The 20,032-nt window shown below is 67.2% G+C and carries 20 protein-coding genes and 2 pseudogenes; 13 read left to right on the top strand and 9 right to left on the bottom strand.

The window, feature by feature from the left end; translation table 11 throughout:
• Nucleotides 1–7 precede the first annotated feature (7 nt).
• On the top strand, nucleotides 8–1,045 hold the full coding sequence (locus tag BS38_RS0121645; protein WP_028272662.1) for a response regulator transcription factor: 1,038 nt from the start codon (nucleotides 8–10) through the stop codon (nucleotides 1,043–1,045).
• A gap of 376 nt (nucleotides 1,046–1,421) precedes the next feature.
• Here the strand turns inward: BS38_RS0121645 and BS38_RS25955 are convergent, their stop codons facing one another.
• From BS38_RS25955 to BS38_RS0121665, 4 genes are all read right to left on the bottom strand, one after another.
• Nucleotides 1,422–2,402, bottom strand: coding sequence for a hypothetical protein (locus tag BS38_RS25955; RefSeq protein WP_051629081.1), 981 nt, complete (start codon nucleotides 2,400–2,402; stop codon nucleotides 1,422–1,424).
• A 24-nt stretch (nucleotides 2,403–2,426) separates the two neighbouring features.
• Nucleotides 2,427–3,161: a TetR/AcrR family transcriptional regulator C-terminal domain-containing protein gene (locus tag BS38_RS0121655; protein WP_028272663.1), complete on the bottom strand. Its 735-nt coding sequence runs from the start codon at nucleotides 3,159–3,161 to the stop codon at nucleotides 2,427–2,429.
• A 165-nt stretch (nucleotides 3,162–3,326) separates the two neighbouring features.
• Nucleotides 3,327–3,620 carry a hypothetical protein gene (locus BS38_RS0121660; protein WP_156037214.1) on the bottom strand — a complete coding sequence of 98 codons (294 nt, stop codon included), beginning with the start codon at nucleotides 3,618–3,620 and terminating at the stop codon, nucleotides 3,327–3,329.
• Between the two features lie 831 nt (nucleotides 3,621–4,451).
• Nucleotides 4,452–4,853: a cytochrome c oxidase subunit 4 gene (locus BS38_RS0121665; protein WP_028272665.1), complete on the bottom strand. Its 402-nt coding sequence runs from the start codon at nucleotides 4,851–4,853 to the stop codon at nucleotides 4,452–4,454.
• Nucleotides 4,854–5,035: 182 nt separating this feature from the next.
• Here BS38_RS0121665 and BS38_RS0121670 point away from each other — a divergent pair, with 182 nt between their 5' ends.
• Both BS38_RS0121670 and BS38_RS0121675 read left to right on the top strand, forming a co-directional pair.
• Nucleotides 5,036–5,578, top strand: a complete 543-nt coding sequence (locus BS38_RS0121670) for a GNAT family N-acetyltransferase (protein WP_028272666.1) — start codon at nucleotides 5,036–5,038, stop codon at nucleotides 5,576–5,578.
• 62 nt (nucleotides 5,579–5,640) lie between these two features.
• Complete coding sequence (locus BS38_RS0121675; protein WP_028272667.1) at nucleotides 5,641–6,213, top strand: dihydrofolate reductase family protein; 573 nt, start codon at nucleotides 5,641–5,643, stop codon at nucleotides 6,211–6,213.
• A 46-nt stretch (nucleotides 6,214–6,259) separates the two neighbouring features.
• Here BS38_RS0121675 and BS38_RS0121680 read toward each other — a convergent pair whose 3' ends face one another.
• The gene (locus tag BS38_RS0121680; protein ID WP_231511389.1) at nucleotides 6,260–7,393 is read right to left on the bottom strand and encodes an acyl-CoA dehydrogenase family protein; all 1,134 of its coding nucleotides are present in this window, start codon (nucleotides 7,391–7,393) and stop codon (nucleotides 6,260–6,262) included.
• A gap of 159 nt (nucleotides 7,394–7,552) precedes the next feature.
• On the opposite strand from BS38_RS0121680, the gene BS38_RS0121685 reads away from it, so the two are divergent.
• The 10 genes and pseudogenes from BS38_RS0121685 (at nucleotide 7,553) to BS38_RS0121725 (ending at nucleotide 16,841) form a co-directional block, all read left to right on the top strand.
• A complete protein-coding gene (locus BS38_RS0121685; protein ID WP_028272669.1) occupies nucleotides 7,553–9,307 on the top strand; it encodes an AMP-binding protein in 1,755 nt (584 codons plus the stop codon).
• Nucleotides 9,308–9,345: 38 nt separating this feature from the next.
• Nucleotides 9,346–9,852: a MarR family winged helix-turn-helix transcriptional regulator gene (locus BS38_RS0121690; RefSeq protein ID WP_028272670.1), complete on the top strand. Its 507-nt coding sequence runs from the start codon at nucleotides 9,346–9,348 to the stop codon at nucleotides 9,850–9,852.
• A gap of 87 nt (nucleotides 9,853–9,939) precedes the next feature.
• The gene (locus BS38_RS0121695) at nucleotides 9,940–10,368 is read left to right on the top strand and encodes a DUF1761 domain-containing protein (RefSeq protein WP_028272671.1); all 429 of its coding nucleotides are present in this window, start codon (nucleotides 9,940–9,942) and stop codon (nucleotides 10,366–10,368) included.
• Nucleotides 10,369–10,496: 128 nt separating this feature from the next.
• On the top strand, nucleotides 10,497–11,120 hold the full coding sequence (locus BS38_RS0121700) for an SAM-dependent methyltransferase (protein WP_028272672.1): 624 nt from the start codon (nucleotides 10,497–10,499) through the stop codon (nucleotides 11,118–11,120).
• A gap of 370 nt (nucleotides 11,121–11,490) precedes the next feature.
• Nucleotides 11,491–12,606 carry an ABC transporter substrate-binding protein gene (locus BS38_RS0121705; protein WP_028272673.1) on the top strand — a complete coding sequence of 372 codons (1,116 nt, stop codon included), beginning with the start codon at nucleotides 11,491–11,493 and terminating at the stop codon, nucleotides 12,604–12,606.
• A complete protein-coding gene (locus tag BS38_RS0121710) occupies nucleotides 12,603–13,463 on the top strand; it encodes an ABC transporter permease (protein ID WP_028272674.1) in 861 nt (286 codons plus the stop codon). Before BS38_RS0121705 ends, BS38_RS0121710 begins: the two co-directional genes overlap by 4 nt.
• Nucleotides 13,439–13,813, top strand: a pseudogene (locus tag BS38_RS27990) (ATP-binding cassette domain-containing protein); the annotation flags it as partial. The gene BS38_RS0121710 and the pseudogene BS38_RS27990, both read left to right, overlap by 25 nt.
• A pseudogene (locus BS38_RS27995) lies at nucleotides 13,811–14,461 on the top strand (LLM class flavin-dependent oxidoreductase); the annotation flags it as partial. The pseudogenes BS38_RS27990 and BS38_RS27995, both read left to right, overlap by 3 nt.
• A complete protein-coding gene (locus BS38_RS0121720) occupies nucleotides 14,461–15,813 on the top strand; it encodes an LLM class flavin-dependent oxidoreductase (protein WP_028272675.1) in 1,353 nt (450 codons plus the stop codon). The pseudogene BS38_RS27995 and the gene BS38_RS0121720, both read left to right, overlap by 1 nt.
• The gene (locus BS38_RS0121725; RefSeq protein WP_028272676.1) at nucleotides 15,810–16,841 is read left to right on the top strand and encodes an aldo/keto reductase; all 1,032 of its coding nucleotides are present in this window, start codon (nucleotides 15,810–15,812) and stop codon (nucleotides 16,839–16,841) included. The genes BS38_RS0121720 and BS38_RS0121725 overlap by 4 nt, the downstream gene beginning before the upstream one ends.
• A 58-nt stretch (nucleotides 16,842–16,899) precedes the next feature.
• Here the strand turns inward: BS38_RS0121725 and BS38_RS0121730 are convergent, their stop codons facing one another.
• The 4 genes from BS38_RS0121730 to BS38_RS0121745 all read right to left on the bottom strand — a co-directional run.
• Entirely contained in the window at nucleotides 16,900–17,679 is a 780-nt protein-coding gene (locus BS38_RS0121730) for an enoyl-CoA hydratase (RefSeq protein WP_028272677.1), read from the bottom strand.
• 53 nt (nucleotides 17,680–17,732) lie between these two features.
• Nucleotides 17,733–18,680 (bottom strand): 3-hydroxyisobutyrate dehydrogenase, encoded by a 948-nt coding sequence (gene mmsB / locus BS38_RS0121735; RefSeq protein WP_028272678.1) that lies wholly within the window; start codon nucleotides 18,678–18,680, stop codon nucleotides 17,733–17,735.
• Complete coding sequence (locus tag BS38_RS25965; protein ID WP_043439588.1) at nucleotides 18,673–19,785, bottom strand: enoyl-CoA hydratase/isomerase family protein; 1,113 nt, start codon at nucleotides 19,783–19,785, stop codon at nucleotides 18,673–18,675. The genes mmsB and BS38_RS25965 overlap by 8 nt, the downstream gene beginning before the upstream one ends.
• Nucleotides 19,785–20,032: aldehyde dehydrogenase family protein (locus tag BS38_RS0121745; RefSeq protein ID WP_028272679.1), on the bottom strand; the 248-nt coding region annotated here is incomplete at its 5' end. The genes BS38_RS25965 and BS38_RS0121745, both read right to left, overlap by 1 nt.

Genomic DNA, 20,032 nt, shown 5'->3' on the forward strand with positions numbered 1-20,032 from the left:
TGAAAGCATGTGGGCAGATCGTGCCGAGCGGGCACAGCGCGAGATTTCGGCCATGGCGACCACAGGCATGGGCGTAGCCGAGCTGCATGCCGCAGCGCTCGCCGTCGTCCATCACACGGTGCCGTTTGAGCAGGCCTGCTGGTCCGGCGTCGACCCGGACTCCCTCATCATGACCTCGATCACCAACTGGCCGCCGTGGCCTGTGCCTGACGAATACGCCGTGCGCTTCGCCGAGACCGAATATGCGGGCACCGAGCCGAATGCCTTCGCGGCGCTGGTCCGGCGGCCGGCGCCGGCCGCCCGGCTCTCCGATGTGCCGCACCGCGACGTGGTCAGGAGCGTGCGGCTCAACGACCTGCTCCGTCCGCAGGGGCTGGAGCACGAACTTCGGGCGGTGTTCCGGACCGACGCCGCCTGCTGGGCCGTGGGCGGACTCTTCCGTGAGCCGGGTACGGACTTCACCGACCGGGAAATGGAATTCCTGAGTTCCATCGCATCAGCCCTGGCCGCGGCCACCCGGGTTGCAGTCCGAATGGAGCGGCACGCCTCGCACGGGCCGGAGGGTCCCGTGATCGTGTTGGTCGGACCGCGCGGTGAGCTGCGTGCCGCGACTGAGCCAGCCGCCGCATGGCTGGCGGAACTGGACGATCAGGCGCCCGGCCGTTTCACCATGACGCTGTACTCAGTGGTGGCTGCCGCAAAGGCTTCCGTTTCCGGGACCGCCCGGATGAGGATGCGGGACGCCGGAGATCATTGGGTGGTGCTCCAAGCCAGCCGGCTCATCACCGGGGACGACCTCGGCCAGATGGTGGTTACGGTGGAACCCGCCACCACCCACGAAATGGTGAGCCTCCTGCTCGCCGCCTACGGCGCCACGGCCCGGGAACGCGAGGTCTGCCTTGAGGTGGTCTCCGGCTCGGCGACGACGGACATCGCCGACCATTTGTTCATCTCGCCCCACACGGTCCACGACCACCTGAAGTCCCTCTTCGACAAGGTGGGAGTGGGGAGCCGCGGCGAACTGGTGGCGAGACTTCTCGGCTGAGGCGGCCGGCTTCCTCCTGCCTGCGGCTAGCTGCCAGGCGATCCGCAACCGAGGCCACTGACCAGCCACCCGCCAGAAACGGTGGAGGTTACGCCGACGGTCCAATCACCGCTCCGTAGCGTTTCCGCATCGATGGGCGTCCATCCATCGGTCGGGGCCCCGGCGGGCGCCAGTACAGACTTGGACCAGGCCACGGCTGCTGCTCCGGGCGTCGGCTCGCCTGCAGCACTTGTGTCGACGTCGACGACATACGGGCCGTGACACGGCACGGAACCCCGTTCCGCCGATGTATCGGTTCCCGCTGGCGGCGTCGCCGTTGCGCATGCGGACAAAACACAAAGCACCACCGCTGCACCAGCCAGCCCGGCCCGCGGCCTCATGTGGTTTCCCGCAGCCGCACCGCTCGGGCACTGCCCCCGGCGATACTGCCCTCATACCATCCGAGCACCCGCAGCGCCCTCAAGGTATTCCACCGGCTCGGGCGGCCGTCACCGTCCTCCAGGGCGAAGTGGATCCGGCCCGGGTGCGTGTTTTCCAGCAGCCAGGTGCCGTCGGGCTGCTGCTTGGAGCGCAGCACGTCCACCGCCTCGGCGATGCGTTCGTCCGGACTGGCGCCTGCCGCGCGGAAGTAGTCGAGGCCCCGTAACGCATCGTAAAACCAGCGGGTCGGGTACGAGAACGCCAGCCAGTCACGGTCAATCAGTTCGCCGGTGGTCTTCCGCCGAAGAAGCCCGCGTTCCAGCAGATACTCCTCGCCGCGCTGCCGGGCAGCAACTGAGTCCGGGGACCCGCCGGTCGCGTGCCCGTACTCCAGCAGCCCTTCGAGCACGTTGATGGTTGTCCCGAACGACGAACGCACCGAACCGCGTTCCGCCTCGCAGTTCCATCCGCCGTCGGCGAGCTGCTCGCCCAGCAAACGCTCCACGACGCCGTCGACGTTCTCGCCAAAGTAGGCACCAAGTGCCACGGCCATGCCGTTAATGCACGGCTCCACCTCGCCCTCGAAGAAGGGCTGATCCCCTTCCTCCCAGCGGGAGTTGTCGCGGACGAGTTCGACGGCGCGGCGTGCCTGGGCGCTGCGGGGGTCAAGCCCGAAATCACGCAGCAGCAACAGGCTGTAGGTGGTTGCAGTCCAGGGCTGGCCCGGCTCCGACTCGTCGAACTGCGCCGGGAAGTACGTGCCGCCGCCCCACTGACCGCTGCTGTCCTGCAGCGCGAGCAGCCGGGCGCCCCAGCCGTGGGTGGCGACGCGGGCACGTTCGGACTGTACTTCGGAAGGAGGCGCGTCCGTGAGGTCGCGCAGGACCTGCCAGCGGATCGCGGGATCGGAGTCAAGCAGCCAGTCGAGTGCCTCCATCCCCACAAGCTAGCATCCGGCGGGCTACCGCTCCAGCTTCGCCCGCTCCGATGTCCAGCCCTGCCGGTGGAAGCGCTCGAAGCCGTCCAGGAGGAGGTCCAGCGCGAACTCGAATTCAAACTGGTCGTCGCAGCCCTGCGACACCACGGAGCCGTCGTCGTGATTGGCCGCCATGGCCACTTGCAGGATGTTCGGGTACCGCTGCGCCATCTCCCGGAGCATGGCCTCCTGCCCGGCGGGCGCGTTGCCGGTGGGTGGGTTGCCAGCCGGCGCGCTGCCGGCCGAATCGTCGAACAGCTCCTGGGTGAACCCCCACATGCGGCTGCCAAGCGCATGCATCACGTGATGGGTGAGATCCACGGAGAAGCCGCCGGCCAGGAACATTCCGATGAACGAGTCCATGTAGCCGAGAACCGCCGGCGTCCTGCTGGTGCGCGACTCAAGCACCTGACGGGCCCACGGATGCCGCAACAGGGCCTTCCTCGCTGAAAGCACGCGTAGCCGGACCGCGCTCTGCCATCCGGTATCGCGGGCGGGAGGGTCGATTTCCCCGACAAGGACGTCCACCATCCCGTCAAGGAGTTCCTCTTTGTTCGCGACGTGCTTGTAGAGCGCCATCGGAACTACGCCGAGCTCCTGCGCCAGCCGCCTCATGCTGAGCGCCTCGATGCCCGCTTCATCGGCGAGTACGACGGCGGCGGTCAGCACCCGCTCCCGGTTCAGCGGGATCCGGCGCGTAGCTTCCGCCTGCTGCGTCATGGGGGCACCTTACCTTGCGATTTGTTGTCAACGAGTGTACTACGTACACCAGCTTCTGGCCCGCAAAAACGGCGGGACCAGATGGTCCCGCCGTTTTTGTGTATCGCTTGCGCTGTGCACCGTTTCGCCAGGGGGCGTCAACGCCCCCTACACAGGTGCAGTCCGTCAGTTCTGAATGATGGTGACCGGACCGCCGTTGTCGGTGCAGACGACAGACTTGGTGCTCGTGGCGTCGACAGCCTCACCCAGAACGGCGACCGGCCCGACTTCCACGCCACAGATCTGCGCCGTCACGTCAGCGGCTACGCCAACGTTGACGTCCTCAAGGACTGTCACATCGCCGACGGTGACGTTCACCAGGCCGTCGTTGACCGTGCTGTTGTCCGCAGCCATCGAAGGCCCTGCGGCCATCCCCACCAGGAACAGCGATCCGGCAACGGCGGTAGTAGCTTTCTTCATAACTGACATCTTTTTGCTCCCTCGATTTTGATGCACGCAAGACCCCGCCCCGGGACCACGGTTACGCGATCACCAGGGTGGCTGCAGCCCGGATTCGGGCCGCGGTTCACCGCATCTCTTTTTGGTTGCTTACAGCTCTTCGCCTCGGCGGGCGCCGGGAGCACCTATGGAACAGGTCTTTCTCCCAAGCTGTCCGGTCCCGTTGGAACCTTCCGAAAGGGCGTCAGTGCGCATAACGCCGCACCCCTTCATGACTTCAACCCTAATCATAAGTAGGCTTAGTTTCAAGTCGATGGGCGAATTTCTTTTCCCGGCACAGTATTCGCCCCGTTCCGCCTGCGGGATTGCGCAGGGCGGGGTTCGCTATCGGTGCATCTCAGCGCTCAGTCTCGCCACGACAGTTTTCGCATCAACCTCATCCGAAGTATCAACACGAATTGTTCGCCCGATCGCCAACGGCGCAGCATTGGCTTCCCACTCCGCCCAGTCGTGTTCTGCGCCAAGTCCGTCGGGATGTATCCAATGCCGCTGGCGCGTTGCATAACGGCTCCAAGCCAAGTCGGCTGATACCTCGCACCAGATTTCAATTACCCGGGGCTTTCCCGATTTGGCGATTCCGTCAACAACAAAGCCCAGGTCCCGCGGCCGGTACCACCAGGACCGGTCTTTTGAGACGACGGGAACCCCCCAGCGCGTCACCGAGCAGCCTGCTGAGCGTCGTCATTCCGGCACCGGGGAGCCCGTTTATCAGAATTACGGATGCAGCCATGCTCCAATTGTTGCTGTTTCCGGGAATGCACGACGACGGCGCGCGCCTTCCACCCCACCTGACTAGTGGGCGTGGTCCCCGCGGCTGTATTCAAAAACCCATCCAATCAGCGCAACCAGCGCAAATCCCGCGCCGATATAGAGGATCCAAAATCCAATTGCCAGTCCAAGGAACCCGGTGGCCGCGGAAAAGCCCAGGGCAATGGGCCACCAGCTCCAGGGACTGAACTGGCCCTGCTCGCCTGCGCCCTCGTGGATCTCCGCATCATGGCGGTCCTCGGGACGCATCCCGACCCGCCGGCCCGTATAGCCGAGGTATCCCCCGATCAGTCCTGCCAGACCGCCCACCAGCCACAAGGCCAGGAAGCCAACCGGCTCGGTCCACTCCGTGATGAAGCCGTAGACCACCCCAACGGGTACGAAGAAAATGGCCATGCCTCCGAAAATCCAGGATTCGATTTTCATGACTCCTCTTTCTGCCAATCAAGCCGGGGTCAGGCAAGCTCAACCCCTTGATCCAACTGTGGCCTTCACTCCCCGCCCCGCGGAAGGGACGAAGGACCCCCCTTGCACCGGGGCCCGGAACGCACCGCTCCGCCCCTTCCCCGGGCACCGAGAAGGCAGCCACCCGCGGATAGAGTCGGAGGATGATTGCTGAGGCCGCCACACTGACCGGAGATGTTCGAATGCGGTTGCTCCAGGCTGCTGATGCCGAAGCGTTGAGTGCGGCGTACCGGCTGAACCGGGACCATCTGGCACCCTGGGAACCTGCGCGGGCTGACGAGTTCTTCACGGCTGCCAGCCAGCGCGCCGTCATCGAATCAAAGCTCGCCCTGCATGCTGCGGGGCAGGAGGTTCCGTGGATTCTCTTGGCCGGCAGCCGCGTCGTGGGAGCCATCACGCTGACAGGAATCGTCCGCGGCCCGTTCCTTAGCGCCCACGTCGGTTACTGGGTGGACAAGGACTTCAACGGACTCGGCATCGGCAGCTCAGCCATCGCCTTCGTGCTGGCTGCGGCGAGGGACGAGCTCGGGTTGCACCGGGTCCAGGCGGCCACTCTCGAACACAACACACCCTCGCGGAAAATATTGTCCCGCGCCGGGTTTGATGAGATCGGCCTGGCACCGTCCTACCTGAAGATTGCTGGCTCGTGGCAGGACCATGTCCTGTTCCAACGCATCCTCGAGTGATTCACTGGAGGGTACGACCGGCGGTCCCGCCCGGGTGCCCGCCCTGCCACGAAGGGATCGACATGCGGAAGATCATTCTGATCGCGTCAGTTTCGGTGGACGGATACTTCGAAGGGCTGAACCGAGACATCAGCTGGCACCTGGTGGATGAGGAACTGCACCAGCACTTCAACGATATGAGCAGGGAGATGGGTGCGTTCATTGATGGGCGCGTCACCTACGAGCTGATGGCCGATTATTGGCCAACCGCCGACCAGGATCCACACAGCACGGCGGTCGAGGCCGAGTTTGCCGGGATCTGGCGCGACATTCCCAAAATCGTTTTCTCCCGGACCCTCACCGAGGCCGGCTGGAACACGACGGTGATGCACGACGTCGTGCCTGAAGAAATCGCGGAACTGAAGGCGCAGCCCGGCGGCGACATTGCACTCAGCGGCGCCAACCTGACCGCGACATTCCTGCGCCTCGGCCTGGTGGATGAATACCGGATCTACGTCCACCCCGTGGTCCTGGGCCAGGGCAACGGCCGGCCACTGTTCGAGTCACCGGACATCCGGATGAACCTCAAGCTGACTGGAACCCATGCGTTCGGCAACGGCGTGGTTCTACTGCACTACGAGCGCGGCCAGGACTAACTGCACGTACGACGGCGGCCAGCCCCTCAGGGCGCCGTGAAGGTCCTTAGACGAACGCGGACCTGCCGGTCACCGCACGGGCCACGATCAGCGAATTGATCTCGTAGCTGCCCTCGTAGGTGTAGAGAATTTCGGCGTCGCCGAACAACTTGCCCATCTCGTAGTCGCTGCTGATGCCGTTTCCGCCCAGCAGGGACCTGCCCATCGCCACCGAGGCCCGCGCCAGCCGGGTGGTGGTGGACTTCGCCATGGCCGCCTGGGCCATCTCCAGCTTGCCGTCCTGCTGGATCCGGGCCAGCTGGGCCATGAGCGCGAGGGAGGCGCTGGCGTTGCCAAGGATTTCGGCCAGCTGTTGCTGAACCAGTTGGAACCGGGCCAGTTCCTTGCCGAACTGCTTCCGCTCCAGGGCATAGGAACGGGCGACGTCGAACGCGGCCAGCTGGATCCCGGCCGCCTGCCAGCCCACCCAGGCTCGCGAGTCGCGAAGGAGGTCGTTGGCCTTGGAGAAATCCGTGGCGCCGGGCAGGAGGTTGGACGCCGGAATCCGGACCTCGTCGAGAACGATGTCCGCGTTCTGCATGATCCGCAAGCCGATCTTGTTGCAGATCTTCGTAGCGGAGTAGCCGGGCCGGTCCGTTTCCACGATGAAGCCCTTGATCTGGCCGTCCGCCTCATCGCGCGCCCAGACCAGCGCAAAGTCCGCGATGGTCCCGGCGCCGATCCAGCGCTTGGCGCCGTTGATCACCCATTCGCCGCGCTCCAGCCGGGCCGATGTTTCCAGGCCGCCGGCAATATCCGAGCCGTGCTCCGGCTCCGTCAGCGCGAAGGCGCCCAGCTGGGTGAACGCTTGGAGTCCGGGCAGCCACCGCTGCTTCTGTTCGTCCGAACCGAGCTCGTCGATCATCCCGACGATCAGCTCGTTGTGGATGCCCACCAGCGCCGACAGGGACACGTCCGCCCGGGCCACCTCCACATACATCAGGCCTTTGAACAGCGCCGACGTCCCGTCCGTCTGCAGGCCGCCCAGCCCGTACTTGCCCATTTCGGCCAGCAGTCCGAACGGGAATTCCTCGCGGTTCCAGTATTCGATGGACGCTGCGCGGATGCGGGACTGCAGGAACTCCCGCACCTCAAGGTACCGCGACCGTTCCCCCTCCGGCAGCAGGTCCACAACGTACATGAGGTCCGCGTCCGGAAAGGGCGGCTGCTCGGCAACTGTAGTGATTTCCCCGCTGTCACGTCGTTGTGGCTGCACCGGCACGCGTCCCTTCGCTCTTCCAAACCCTTGGATGTCCTAGTATATTGCACAGTGATATGGATCACTAGGCGAAAGGCCCCCATGACAGTCACCGACGACTTCCGGGCCGCGAGGGACAGGCTTCTGGCCCTGCGCGAGGACTACGGCCAGGCACGGGATGAATTCCAGTGGCCCCGCTTCGAAGAATTCAACTTCGCCCTCGACTGGTTCGACCAGATCGCCGCGGACCCCGCCAAGGGCACCAAACCAGCTTTGGTGATCGTGGAGCAGGACGGCAGCGCCACCAGGCGGAGCTTCGCGGAGCTTTCCGAGCGCTCCAGCCAGGTGGCCGCCTGGCTCCGCAGCCAGGGCGTCCGCCGCGGTGACCGCATGATCATCATGCTCGGCAACCAGGTGGAACTGTGGGAGCTCATGCTGGCCGGAATCAAACTGGGAATCGTCATGATCCCCACCACCACGCTCATGGGCCCCGCGGACCTGGCGGACCGGGTGCAGCGCGGCGAGGCGGGCTGGGCCGCCGTCGGAAGTTCCAACATCGGCAAGTTTGCCGGCGTTCCCGGCGACTACAGGCTCATTGAAATCACCGACGGCGAGCGCAGCACCGCTGTAAACAGCGCGGCTGAAGACACCGCGGCCCTGCAGTACGCCGATTCCCACAGCGCCCCGGCGGACTTCGCCCCGGACGCTCCCACCAAGGCGGACGAAACCCTGCTTCTCTACTTCACCTCAGGCACCACGTCCAAGGCCAAACTGGTGGAGCACACGCACACGTCCTACCCCGTGGGGCACCTGTCCACCATGTTCTGGATCGGGCTGGAACCGGGCGACGTGCACCTGAACGTGGCCTCGCCGGGCTGGGCCAAGCACGCCTGGTCCAATGTGTTCACGCCCTGGATCGCCGAGGCCTGCGTGTTCATCTACAACTACAGCCGGTTCGACGCCAAGGCCCTCATGGAACAGATGGGCCGGGAAAGGGTGACCAGCTTCTGCGCCCCGCCCACGGTCTGGCGCATGCTGATCCAGGCGGACCTGACCGTCCTGAAGAACCCGCCCACCAAGGTGGTGTCCGCCGGCGAACCCCTCAACGCCGAGGTGATCGACCAGGTCCACCGCGCCTGGGGCCAGACCATCCGCGACGGCTTCGGCCAGACCGAATCCACCGTGCAGGTGGCCAACACACCCGGCCAGCCGATCAAGATCGGCGCCATGGGCAGGCCGCTGCCCGGCTACGACGTGGTGCTGGTTGACCCCGCAACGGGAGAAGAGGCCGACGACGGCGAACTCTGCCTCCGCCTCGACCCCCGCCCCGCAGGGCTGATGAAGGCCTACTACGGCGACCCGGAGAAGACCGCTGACGCCTTCCGCGACGGTTACTACCACACGGGGGACATGGCCAGCCGGGACGAGCGCGGCATCATCACCTACGTGGGCCGCGGCGACGACGTCTTCAAATCCTCCGACTACCGGCTGTCCCCGTTCGAGCTGGAAAGCGTCCTGATCGAACACCCCGCCGTGGCGGAGGCCGCCGTCGTTCCTTCCCCCGATCCGGTCAAGCTGTCCGTGCCGAAAGCGTTTGTGGTCCTCGCCGCCGGGCACCAGCCGGGCCCGGAGCTCGCGGAAGACATCCTGCGCTACTGCCGCGACCATCTGGCACCTTTCAAGCGCATCCGGCGGCTGGAATTCGCGGAACTGCCCAAGACCATCTCGGGCAAGATCCGGCGCGTGGAACTCCGGCACAGTGAGGAGCTCCGGCACGGCGGCGGCCCGCAGCCCGAGGGCCTGGGCGTCGAGTACTCGGAGGCGGATTTCCCGGGATTGAAAAGCCCCGGTGTTTGAAAAGCTAGGCTGAAGCAACCCACACGTCAGGAGGTGCCATGGGAAACCCGCTCCCGCGCGATCCCATTGCCGACGCCCAGCGCAACTGGGAACGGCACGGCTGGGGCGACGTCGCCGCGCCCATGGCGGCCATCACCGCCATCATGCGCACCCAGCAGATCCTGCTGGCCCGGATCGAGGGCGTCCTCAAACCCTTCGGCCTCACCTTCGCCCGGTACGAACTCCTGGCCCTCCTGAGTTTCGCCCGCAGCGGCGCGCTGCCCATGAACAAGGCCAGCGCGCTCCTGCAGGTCCATCCCACCTCGGTGACCAACGCCGTCGACCGCCTCCAGGACGCCGGCCTGGTGGTCCGGTCCCCGCACCCGACCGACGGGCGCACCACCCTGATCGAACTCACCACGGAGGGGCGCACCCTGGCCAAACGTGCGACGGCGGCACTGAACACCGAGGTGTTCGGCCAGTCCGGCTTCGCCAGCCAGGATGTGGACCAGCTGATCCGGATCCTCGGGAGATTCCGGCAGAACGCCGGCGACTTCGGCGACTGACTACCGTGTTGCCGCACCTTGGTATGCAGGCAGCCCTAGACTGCTGATGTTTAGGACATGACCTGACGCTGGACCGAGGAGAGCGCAATGATTCCGGAAATCAATATCTGGGCCGTACTGCTGGCCACCCTGTCCAGCATGGTGGTGGGCTCGGTCTGGTACACCCCGAAGGTGTTCGGCAACTACTGGATGAGGGTGGCGAAGGTTTCGCCCAGCGGGGAAGCAAAGGACGCCGTCAAACCCATCCTGATCACGCTGGTGGTCAGCTTCGTCAGCGCCCTGGTCCTCGCCGGGTCCGCTGCCATCTCCCAGCACTTCTACGGCGGCAACTTCCTGGCCAACACCCTGATCACCGCAGTCATCCTCTGGGCCGGTTTCACGGCCGCCCGCTTCATCACGCACGACGCCTTTGAGGGCCGCCCGGCCGGGCTGACCATTCTGAACTGCGCCCACGAGCTGGTGACCCTGGTGGTCATGGGCCTGATCATCGGCCTGTTCGGCATCAGCGCCGCCTAGCTGCCCCTATGAGCCCGCGGGCTTGAGGACCCCCTCACCGCGTATCGTGGCATAGTCACGGCTTAGCGCCGGCCGTCCCTGACGGTACGCTGCCGGACCTGAAGCACGGGCAGCGAGGGAGACCACGGATGAAGTTTGACGAGTCGTTCTGGGATGAGCGCTACCGCCAGCACGGTTCGGTCTGGAGCCGCAATCCGAACCCGAGCCTGGTGGCCGAAGCCGCCAGCCTTCGCCCGGGCTCAGCCCTGGACGTTGGCAGCGGCGAGGGCGCCGACTCCATCTGGCTGGCACGGCAGGGCTGGAGGGTTACTGCCGTGGACATCTCCTCCGTGGCCCTGGCGCGGGCCGCGGAACGGGCGGCCGAGGATGCAACAGTGGCGGGGCGGATCGTCTGGGTCCACCACGACCTCACCGCCATGCCCCCGCCCGCCGGGACCTTCGACCTTGTGTCCGCGCAGTTCATGCACCTGCCCCTGGCTCAAAGGACAGAGCTTTACCACCGGCTGGCAGCGTCCGTTGCCCCCGGCGGTACCTTCCTGATCGTTGGCCACCACCCTGACGACCTGGCAACCGGGATCCGCCGTCCGTCGCAGCCGGGCCTCCTCTTCACGCCCGAGGAGATCGCCGCCGAACTGGACCCCGAAGAATGGCAGATCGACGTCTGTGAAGCCCGCCGGCGGTCCGTCCGGGACGCCGACGGCAACTCCGTAACCGTCACGGATTCTGTGCTCCGCGCCCACCGCCGGTCCTGACGCACACGCATCAGGCGGAGGCCTCACAACACTGCCTTCCCCAGGCGACAGGCTCGAAGAACGCAGGTTAAGCCGGGTTGCGGATCATGGCGCCGGATTGCTTGGTTTGGCCTCGTACTGCACGGTGCGTGGCGTCAGAAGTAGTCCGGTTTCCTCCCGTTTCGCTTCCATTGCGGGGTGCTGGCCAAGGCTGTGCAGACCGTGTTTAGGTGATTTCACGGCACAAGCCGAAGCACATCCGCAACAAAAACCACCCATCCCCCACCGCTCCCGGCGCCCCCGGGCCAGCTCCGCTGTGCCCGCTTTCCAGCATGCCAATTCCCACCGCCTGCACTACATCGTCGCGCTTCATCCCCCATGAAAGGCCACTATGTCCTCCGCTGCACCCTTCTTGCCTCCCTCCACCCAAGGGCGCTCCTCGCTCACCCGCCGCCGGGCCCTCGGCGCCCTGCTCGCGCTGCCGGCAGTCGGCCTGCTGACCGCCTGCGGCGGAAGCGCCACTGCCGGCGCCACGCAGGCGACGCAGCCTTCGGCGCCGCTCGCCACATCCGTTCCCGCAGGCACCTCCATCACCGTGGGCGACCCCAGCGTGAAGGTGGCCCTGGAGCTGTCCGGCCTGATCAAGGAGCTGGACTTCAACGTGGAGTTCGCCAACATTTCCGGCGGCCCGCAGACCACCGAGGCCTTCCGGGCCAACGCCCTGGACGTCGGTTCCGTGGCGGACATCCCGCCCATCCACGCCACCTGGACGGGCTTGGACGTCCGGATCATCGCCAGCGTTTTCCGGCAGGACGCCGTGAACCACCCGCTGTACGAGCTGGGCATTGCACCCGGGGCGGGAATCTCCTCCCTGCAGGAGCTGCGCGGCAAAAAGGTCGCTTACAGCCCCGGCCAGGCACAGGGCGCCCTGGTCCTGCGGATCCTGGAAAAGGCCGGCCTGAAGCAGGCCGCCGTGAAGCTCGTGGAACTGCCCAGCACCGGCGACACCTACGCCACCGCCCTGTCCAGCAAACAGGTGGACGCCGCACCCCTGGGCGGCGTCCAGATCAAGCGCTACCTTTCCAAGTACAAGGCCGACGGCGGCTCCACCCTCCGGCACGGCCTGCGCGATGATCCCGGCCATCTCTACTCGCCCGCCAAGGTCCTGGATGATCCGGCCAAGGCCGCGGCGCTCGCCGCCTACGTTGAGGTGTGGGGCAAAGCCAAGCGCTGGGTCGAGGACCACCCCCAGGAATGGCTGGAAGGCTACTACGTCAAGGATCAGGGCCTCTCCCGCGAGGACGGCCAGTACCTGATCGACGCCGCCGGCAAGGCGGACGTTCCGCTGTCCTGGACGGAGGCCATCGAGCGGCACCAGCAGACCATCGACCTGCTGGCCAGGGAGCAGAAGAAGCCCGAGCTCGTGGCGGCGAAGCTCTACGACACACGCTACGAAGCCATCGCGGGCACGGCGTTCGCCGCGGCCGGCAAGGCAGGTGCCGCATGAGCGCCGCAGCCGTGGCGGAGCGCACCGCCGCCGCACCCCGCCAGGGCCCGGCACTCGCCGGCCGCGCCGATGTGCGCCCCACCGGCCGCCGGCTGGGACCCGGACGACGGCGGCGCCTCGCCTGGGTGGGCCCCTCGGCCCTGCTGCTGCTCTGGGCAGCCGCCTCGGCAACGGGGCTGCTTGACCCCCGCATCCTCTCCGAGCCCTGGACCGTGGTAGCCACCGCCAGCGAGCTGATCGCAGACGGCCGGCTCCAGGAAAACCTTGCCATTTCCGCACAGCGCGCCGGGCTGGGGCTGTTCTTCGGCATCGTGGTGGGCGCCGTGCTGGCCCTGCTTTCCGGGCTCAGCCGGGCGGGCGAGGCGCTCATCGACGGGCCGGTGCAGATCAAACGGGCCATCCCGGGCCTGGCCCTGATCCCGCTCCTCATCCTGTGGTTCGGGATCGACGAAACCATGAAGGTCCTCACCATCACCCTCGGCGTCTTCGTCCCCATCTACCTGCAGACCCATGCCGGGCTGCGCGGCATTGACCTGCGCTACGTCGAGCTGGCGCAGACCGTGGGGCTGAGCCGGGCCGGCTTCATCCGCCGCGTGGTCCTCCCCGGTGCCTTGCCGGGCTTCTTCCTGGGCCTCCGCTTCGCAGTCACAGGGGCCTGGGTGTCGCTGGTGGTGGTGGAACAGATCAACTCCACCAGCGGCATCGGCTACATGATGGAGCTCGCCCGCACCTACGGCCAGACCAACATCATCGTCCTCGGGCTCGCCGTCTACGGCATCCTCGGCCTGCTCTCGGACGGCATTGTCCGCTTCATCGAACGAAAGGCCCTCTCATGGCAGCGCACTCTGGCGGGCTGACCGCCGTCGCACCCTCCGGCTCCAGCCGCACCGCCCCGCGTACCGGAGCCGGGTCCCCCACCGTTTCCGTGCGCGGCCTGATCCGCGGCTTCGGGCCCAAGGGCGTCCTGAACGGCGTGGACCTGGACATCGCCCCCGGCGAGTTCGTAGCACTGCTGGGCCCCAGCGGCTGCGGCAAGTCCACCCTCCTGCGGGCGCTCGCCGGGCTGGACCACGACGTCAAAGGCAGCGGCGTCATCAACGTCCCGGACCGGGTGTCGGTGGTCTTCCAGGACTCCCGGCTCCTCCCCTGGGACACCGTCCTGGGCAACGTCACGCTGGGACTGCGGGATCACGACGCCGACGCCAAGGCCCTGGCGGACGCGCAGGAGTTCTACCGCGACCTGAAGTCCCGGACCGCCGCCGCGGGACGCGACCCGGAAAGCATCAAGATCCTTCCCGGCATCGTCCCGGTCATCGGGGACACGGCGGAAGAGGCCCAGGCGCTGGAACGCGAACTGGACCGCCTCATCAAGCCCGAATACGCTCGGATCCAGCTGGCCAAGACCCTGCGCGTCGCGCCCGAGGACCTGCCCCTGGACCGCCAGCTGCCGGACAACCTGCCCAGCGAGGACGAGATCGAAGGCGCCAAGAGCCGCTACACCCTGATCGTCCAGCTGGCCCGCCGGGAAAAGCTCACGGTCCGCGAACTGATCGGCCGGCTGGGCGGCGGCCGCGGCCACCGGACCTTCACCGGCACGGCGCTCCAGGTGGCCGACGCCATCCAGGAATGGTTCGACGGCGGCGCCGCGGACGGCTTCAACATCATGCCGCCGGTGCTTCCCTCGGGCCTCGAAGCATTTGTGGACCTGGTGGTGCCCATCCTCCAGGAGCGCGGCCTGTTCCGCACCGAATACACGGGCCGGACGCTGCGCGAGCACTACGGCCTGGGCCGCCCGGACAACCGTTTTGCCGGCGCCGACGGACAGGCGCTGGCGTCCATCGGTTCGGCCTTCTGATGGGCAGGCAGCTGAAACTCAACCTGTTCATTTACCCGGGCGGCCACCACGAAGCCGCCTGGCGGCATCCAAAGTCCCGGCCGGACCGGCTGCTGGACATCCGCTTCTACCAGGAGCTGGCGCAGCGGGCGGAGGCGGCGAAGCTGGACGCAGTGTTCTACGCCGACGGCCCTGCGCTGGAAAGCAACGTGCAGTACGCCACCAGGTTCCGGCTTGAGCCGTTCACCTGGCTGTCCGCGATCGCCGCCGCCACCGAAAAGATCGGCCTGATCGGCACGGCCAGCACCACCTACCTGGAGCCGTACAACGCGGCCCGGCTCTTCGCGTCCCTCGACCACCTCAGCGGCGGCCGGGCCGGCTGGAACATCGTGACCACCGGCGCGGAACGGGCAGCCCGCAACTTCGGCCTGGACGAGCACCCGCCGCACGCAGAGCGCTACTCCCGGGCGGACGAATTCGTCCAGGTGGTGGGCAAGCTGTGGGACAGCTGGGAGGACGGCGCGGTGGTGTCCGACGCCGGCACGGGGGTTTTCGCCGACACCTCCCGGATCCATCCGATCGGGCACCAGGGTGATCACTTCCGCGTGGAAGGACCGCTGAACACACCGCGGTCACCGCAGGGCCGGCCGGTCTATGTTCAGGCGGGTTCCTCCGCCGACGGGAAGGCGTTCGCGGCCAAGCACGCCGAGGCCGTATTCACCGCCCACCAGACGCTGCAAAGCGCGCAGGACTTCTATGCCGACATCAAGGCGCTGGCTGCGGCGGAGGGCCGGGACCCGGAGAAGCTCCTGGTGCTACCCGGCATCAGCCCCTACCTCGGCTCCACAGAAGCAGAGGCCCGGGCGCTCCGGCAGGAGTTCGATGAGCTGACCCAGCCGGAATACGGGCTCGGCATCCTGCGCAAGCTGCTGGGCGTGGACCTCGACGGGTTGAAGCTGGATGACACCTTCCCGGATGACCTGCTGGCCTCGGCGGGCCGGGAAAGCAGCCGGAGCCAGCTCCTGCTGGACACCATCCGCCGGGAACGCCTCACCGTGCGCAAGGTCCTGCACCGCTTCGCCGGCGCCCGGGGCCATTACACCGTGGCCGGAACACCGCTGCAGGTGGCCGACGAGATCCAGCTCTGGTTCGAAAACGGGGCCGCCGACGGGTTCAACATCATGCCTCCCTGGCTTCCCGGCGGCTTCGAGGCTTTCGCCGACGAGGTTGTGCCCATCCTGCAGTCCCGTGGCCTGTTCCGGACCGAATACTCTGCCCGGACCCTGCGCGGACATTTCGGCCTGGACCGCCCGGAAAGCCAGTACAGCCCCGCGGGCCAGACCACCCAGCAACTACAAGGAGCACACGCATGACCGAATACCGCAGCCTGGGCGCCACAGGACTCAAAGTCAGCCCGCTGACGCTGGGCACCATGATGTTCGGGTCCATCGGCAATCCGGACCACGACGATTCCATCCGCATCATCCACCGCGCGCTCGATTCCGGTATCAACGTGGTGGACACCGCCGACGTCTACTCCCGGGGCGAATCCGAGACCATCGTGGGCAAGGCCCTCAGAGGCCGCCGCGACGACGTAATTCTCGCCACCAAAGTCCACGGGCGCCTTGGCGAGGACGTGAACCAGGCCGGCAATTCGCGCCGCTGGATCATCCGCGCCGTCGAGGACAGCCTGCGCCGGCTGCAGACCGACTGGATCGACCTCTACCAGGTGCACCGGCCCGAGCCCGACACGGACATCGACGAGACGCTCGGGGCACTCAGCGACCTGGTCCGGCAGGGCAAGATCCGCTATATCGGCACGTCCACCTTCGAACCGGGGCAGATCGTGGAGGCCCAGTACGTGGCCCGCGAGCGCCACCGGGAACGGCCGGTGGCGGAACAGCCGCCCTACTCCATCCTGGCGCGCGGCGTGGAACGCGAAGTGCTTCCCCTGGCTCAGCGCCACAAACTGGGCGTGCTGCCGTGGAGCCCGCTGGCAGGCGGCTGGCTGTCCGGCCGGATCAAGCCCGACGGCGGACACACCCCGTCCAGCAGGGCCGCCCGGCAGCCTGCCCGGCATGACCCGTCAACCGCGGAGAACGCCCGCAAGACCCAGGCCGTGCTGGAACTGGCTGAACTGGCCGACGAGGCCGGGCTGTCCCTGATCCACTTGGCCCTGGGGTTCGTGCTGGAGCACCCGGCTGTCAGCTCGGCCATCATCGGCCCGCGGACGCTGGAGCACCTGGAAGGGGCGCTGGGCGCGGAGAAAGTGATCCTCTCCCGCGACGTGCTGGACCGGATCGATGAAATCGTACCGCCAGGCACCACATTGAACAGCGCTGACGCCGGCTACCAGCCGCCGTCGCTCTCGGATCCCCTGCTGCGGCGCCGCCCGCGCTGACCCGGTGTTGCTGCCGCCCTGCGCGCCAACTGACGCAGGGCGGCGGCCTTCCCGGCGGCTAGCGGTGCCTGAAGACCGGCTGCCGCTTCTCCGTGAAGGCCGCCATGCCTTCCTTCTGGTCCTCGGTGGCGAACAGTGAGTGGAAGAGGCGCCGCTCGAAAACCACCCCCTGCGCCAGTCCGGTTTCGAAGGCGGCGTTGACGGCTTCCTTGGCCAGCATCGCAGCCGACTTTGACTTGGAGGCGATCACTTCGGCCACCTTCACGGCTTCTTCCACAACGTCCGCCGCCGGCACCACCCTGGACACGAGCCCGGCGCGCTCCGCTTCCTCCGCGTCCATGAACCGGCCCGTGAGGATCAGGTCCATCGCTTTGGCCTTGCCCACGGCCCGGGTGAGCCGCTGCGATCCGCCCATTCCCGGCAGGACGCCCAGGTTGATCTCCGGCTGGCCAAACTTGGCGTTGTCCCCCGCGATGATGAAATCGCACATCATCGCCAGCTCGCAGCCGCCGCCCAGGGCGAAGCCGGAAACCGCCGCCACCACCGGAATGCGCAGCCGGGTGAAATCCTCCCAGCCGCGGAACCAGTCCGCGGCGTACATGTCCATGTAGCCCTGCTCGGCCATCTCCTTGATGTCCGCACCGGCGGCAAACGCCTTGCCGGACCCGGTCACCACCACGGCGCCCACTTCGGGATCAGCGTCCATGGCCGTGACGGCAGCCACGAGTTCATCCATGGTGGCCTTGTTCAGCGCGTTCAGCGCTTCGGGCCGGTTCAGCGTCACCAGCCCCACGCGTCCGCGCCGCTCCACCAGAATGTTCCCGTACTGCTCCGTCATGCCTGACTCCTCACGTGGTTCTGCCTTGCAGGTGGTTCTGCTTCGAAAACTGCCTAGTGCGCGGACTTGTCCCGGATATCCGTGATGATGCCGGAGAAGTCCCGGGCCGCCCCGCCTTCAGCCGCAAACGTATCGTAGATTTCCGAGGCCAGCGGGCCCATGCGCGCGGCCACTCCGGTGCTTTGCAGCGCGTTCAGGGCCAGCTTGAGGTCCTTGGCCATCAGCGCGCCGGCGAATCCCGGCTGATAGTCGCGGTTGGCGGGGCTGGTGGGCACCGGTCCCGGCACGGGGCAGTTGGTGGTCAGCGCCCAGCACTGCCCGGATGCGGCGGACGCAACGTCGAAGAGGGCCTGGTGCGTGAGCCCCAGCTTCTCGCCGAGCACAAACGCCTCGCTCACCGCGATCATGGAGACGCCCAGGATCAGGTTGTTGCAGACCTTCGCAGCCTGGCCTGCACCGTGGCCGCCGCAGTGGACCACGCGCTTGCCCATCACTTCCAGCAGGGGCCGCACGGCCTCGAAGTCCTCGGGGAGGGCGCCCACCATAAAGGTCAGGGTTCCGGCCTCGGCACCCACCACGCCGCCCGAGACGGGGGCGTCCACGGCCCGGTGGCCTGCGGCAACGGCGAGCGCCGACGCTTCGCGGGCCTCTTCCACGTTGATGGTGGAGCAGTCCAGGAACATGGTGTCCGGTCCGGCCACGTCCAGCAGGCCCGGCTGCCCGCCCGACCCGCGGTAGGCATCCAGGACATGCTGGCCGCTGGGGAACATGGTGAGCACCACATCCGCACCGGCGACTGCCTCGGCGGGCGTCCCCACAGTGGGAATTCCGTGTTCCCGGGCCGCGTCCAGCGCCGCGGGCACCACATCGAACCCAGCCACCGTGTACCCGGCCTTGACCAGGTTGACGGCCATCGGCCCGCCCATGTGTCCCAGCCCGAGGAACGCGACGTGCCCTTTTCCTCCGGATTCTCCGGGTGCTGCTGTTTCAGTTTCAGGCATTGCGGGCCTCCTTTGATTGCAGGTTGAGCTCCCGGTCCCCCAGCGGCTCGAAGAACCTGGCGACGTCGGCGGCGGAGACCTCGTGCAGGCTGGCCGGTTTCCACTGCGGATTCCGGTCCTTGTCCACCACCTGGGCGCGGATGCCTTCGCGGAAGTCCGCGCCTGCCAGGAACCTCAGGCCGACGCGGTACTCCTCGGCGAGGACTTCCTCCAGGCTCAGGCCGCGCGCGCGGCGGAGCGATGCCAGCGCCACTTTCACGGACGTGGGCGACTTCGCCTCGATGGTGTCCGCCGCTTCAGCTGCCTCCCCGGCGGCGTCGCCGTCAAAAGTGCGGAGCCGCCGGAGGATGTCCTCCGCGTCGTCGCTGGCGTAGCAGGAGTCGATCCAGTCGCGCTGCCCGGCCAGCTCCGATACCTGCGGCGTCTCCGTGAAGCGTCCGACGGCGGCTTCCGCCGTTTCGGTCTCCAGCGCGGCCGCCAGCGCGGGAAGGTTCCCGGATGCCACAAAGTGGTCGGCCAGACCCAGGAACAGGGCATCCGCACCGCTCAGGTGGGCGCCCGTCAGGGCCGCATGGGTACCCGCCTCCCCCGGCGAGCGGGACAGCAGCAGGGTGCCGCCGACGTCGGGCACAAAACCGATGGTGGTCTCCGGCATGCCGGTGCGGGTGCGCTCGGTGACCACACGTACGGACCCGTGCGCTGAGATCCCCACGCCGCCGCCCAGCACCAGGCCGTCCATGAAGGCCACATACGGCTTGGGGTACCCGGCGATCAGCGCGTTCAGCCGGTACTCGGTGCGCCAGAAGTCCGCGGTGGCGTCACCGCCTGCCAGCATGTCCTCATAGATGGCCACGATGTCGCCGCCGGCACACAGGCCACGCTCCCCGGCGCCGTGCACCAGAACGGTGGCCACGCCGTCGTCGTCCGCCCATGCCGTGAGCTGTTCCAGCATGGCGGCGGCCATGCCCGCGGTGAGCGCGTTCACCGCCCTGGGCCGGTTCAGCGTGATGACCGCGAGGCGGCCGCGCCGCTCAAACAGCACCTCGTCGGTGGGCGTCTCGTCGGGGCCTGCTGTGTTCGTACCGGCGGTAGGTCCTGCGCTCATCAGCTGCCTTCCGGCATCACGTAGCTGGCGCCCTGGCGGATGCCGGAGGGCCAGCGGGTGGTCACGGTCTTGGTCTTGGTGTAGAAACGGAACGCGTCGGCCCCGTGCTGGTTCAGGTCCCCGAAGCCGGAGGCCTTCCAGCCACCGAACGTGTAGTAGGCGATCGGCACCGGGATGGGCACGTTGATGCCCACCATACCCACCTGCACACGGCTGGCGAAGTCACGGGCGGCGTCGCCGTCGCGGG

This window comes from Arthrobacter sp. UNC362MFTsu5.1 (genome assembly GCF_000685965.1).
Taxonomy (GTDB): domain Bacteria; phylum Actinomycetota; class Actinomycetes; order Actinomycetales; family Micrococcaceae; genus Arthrobacter.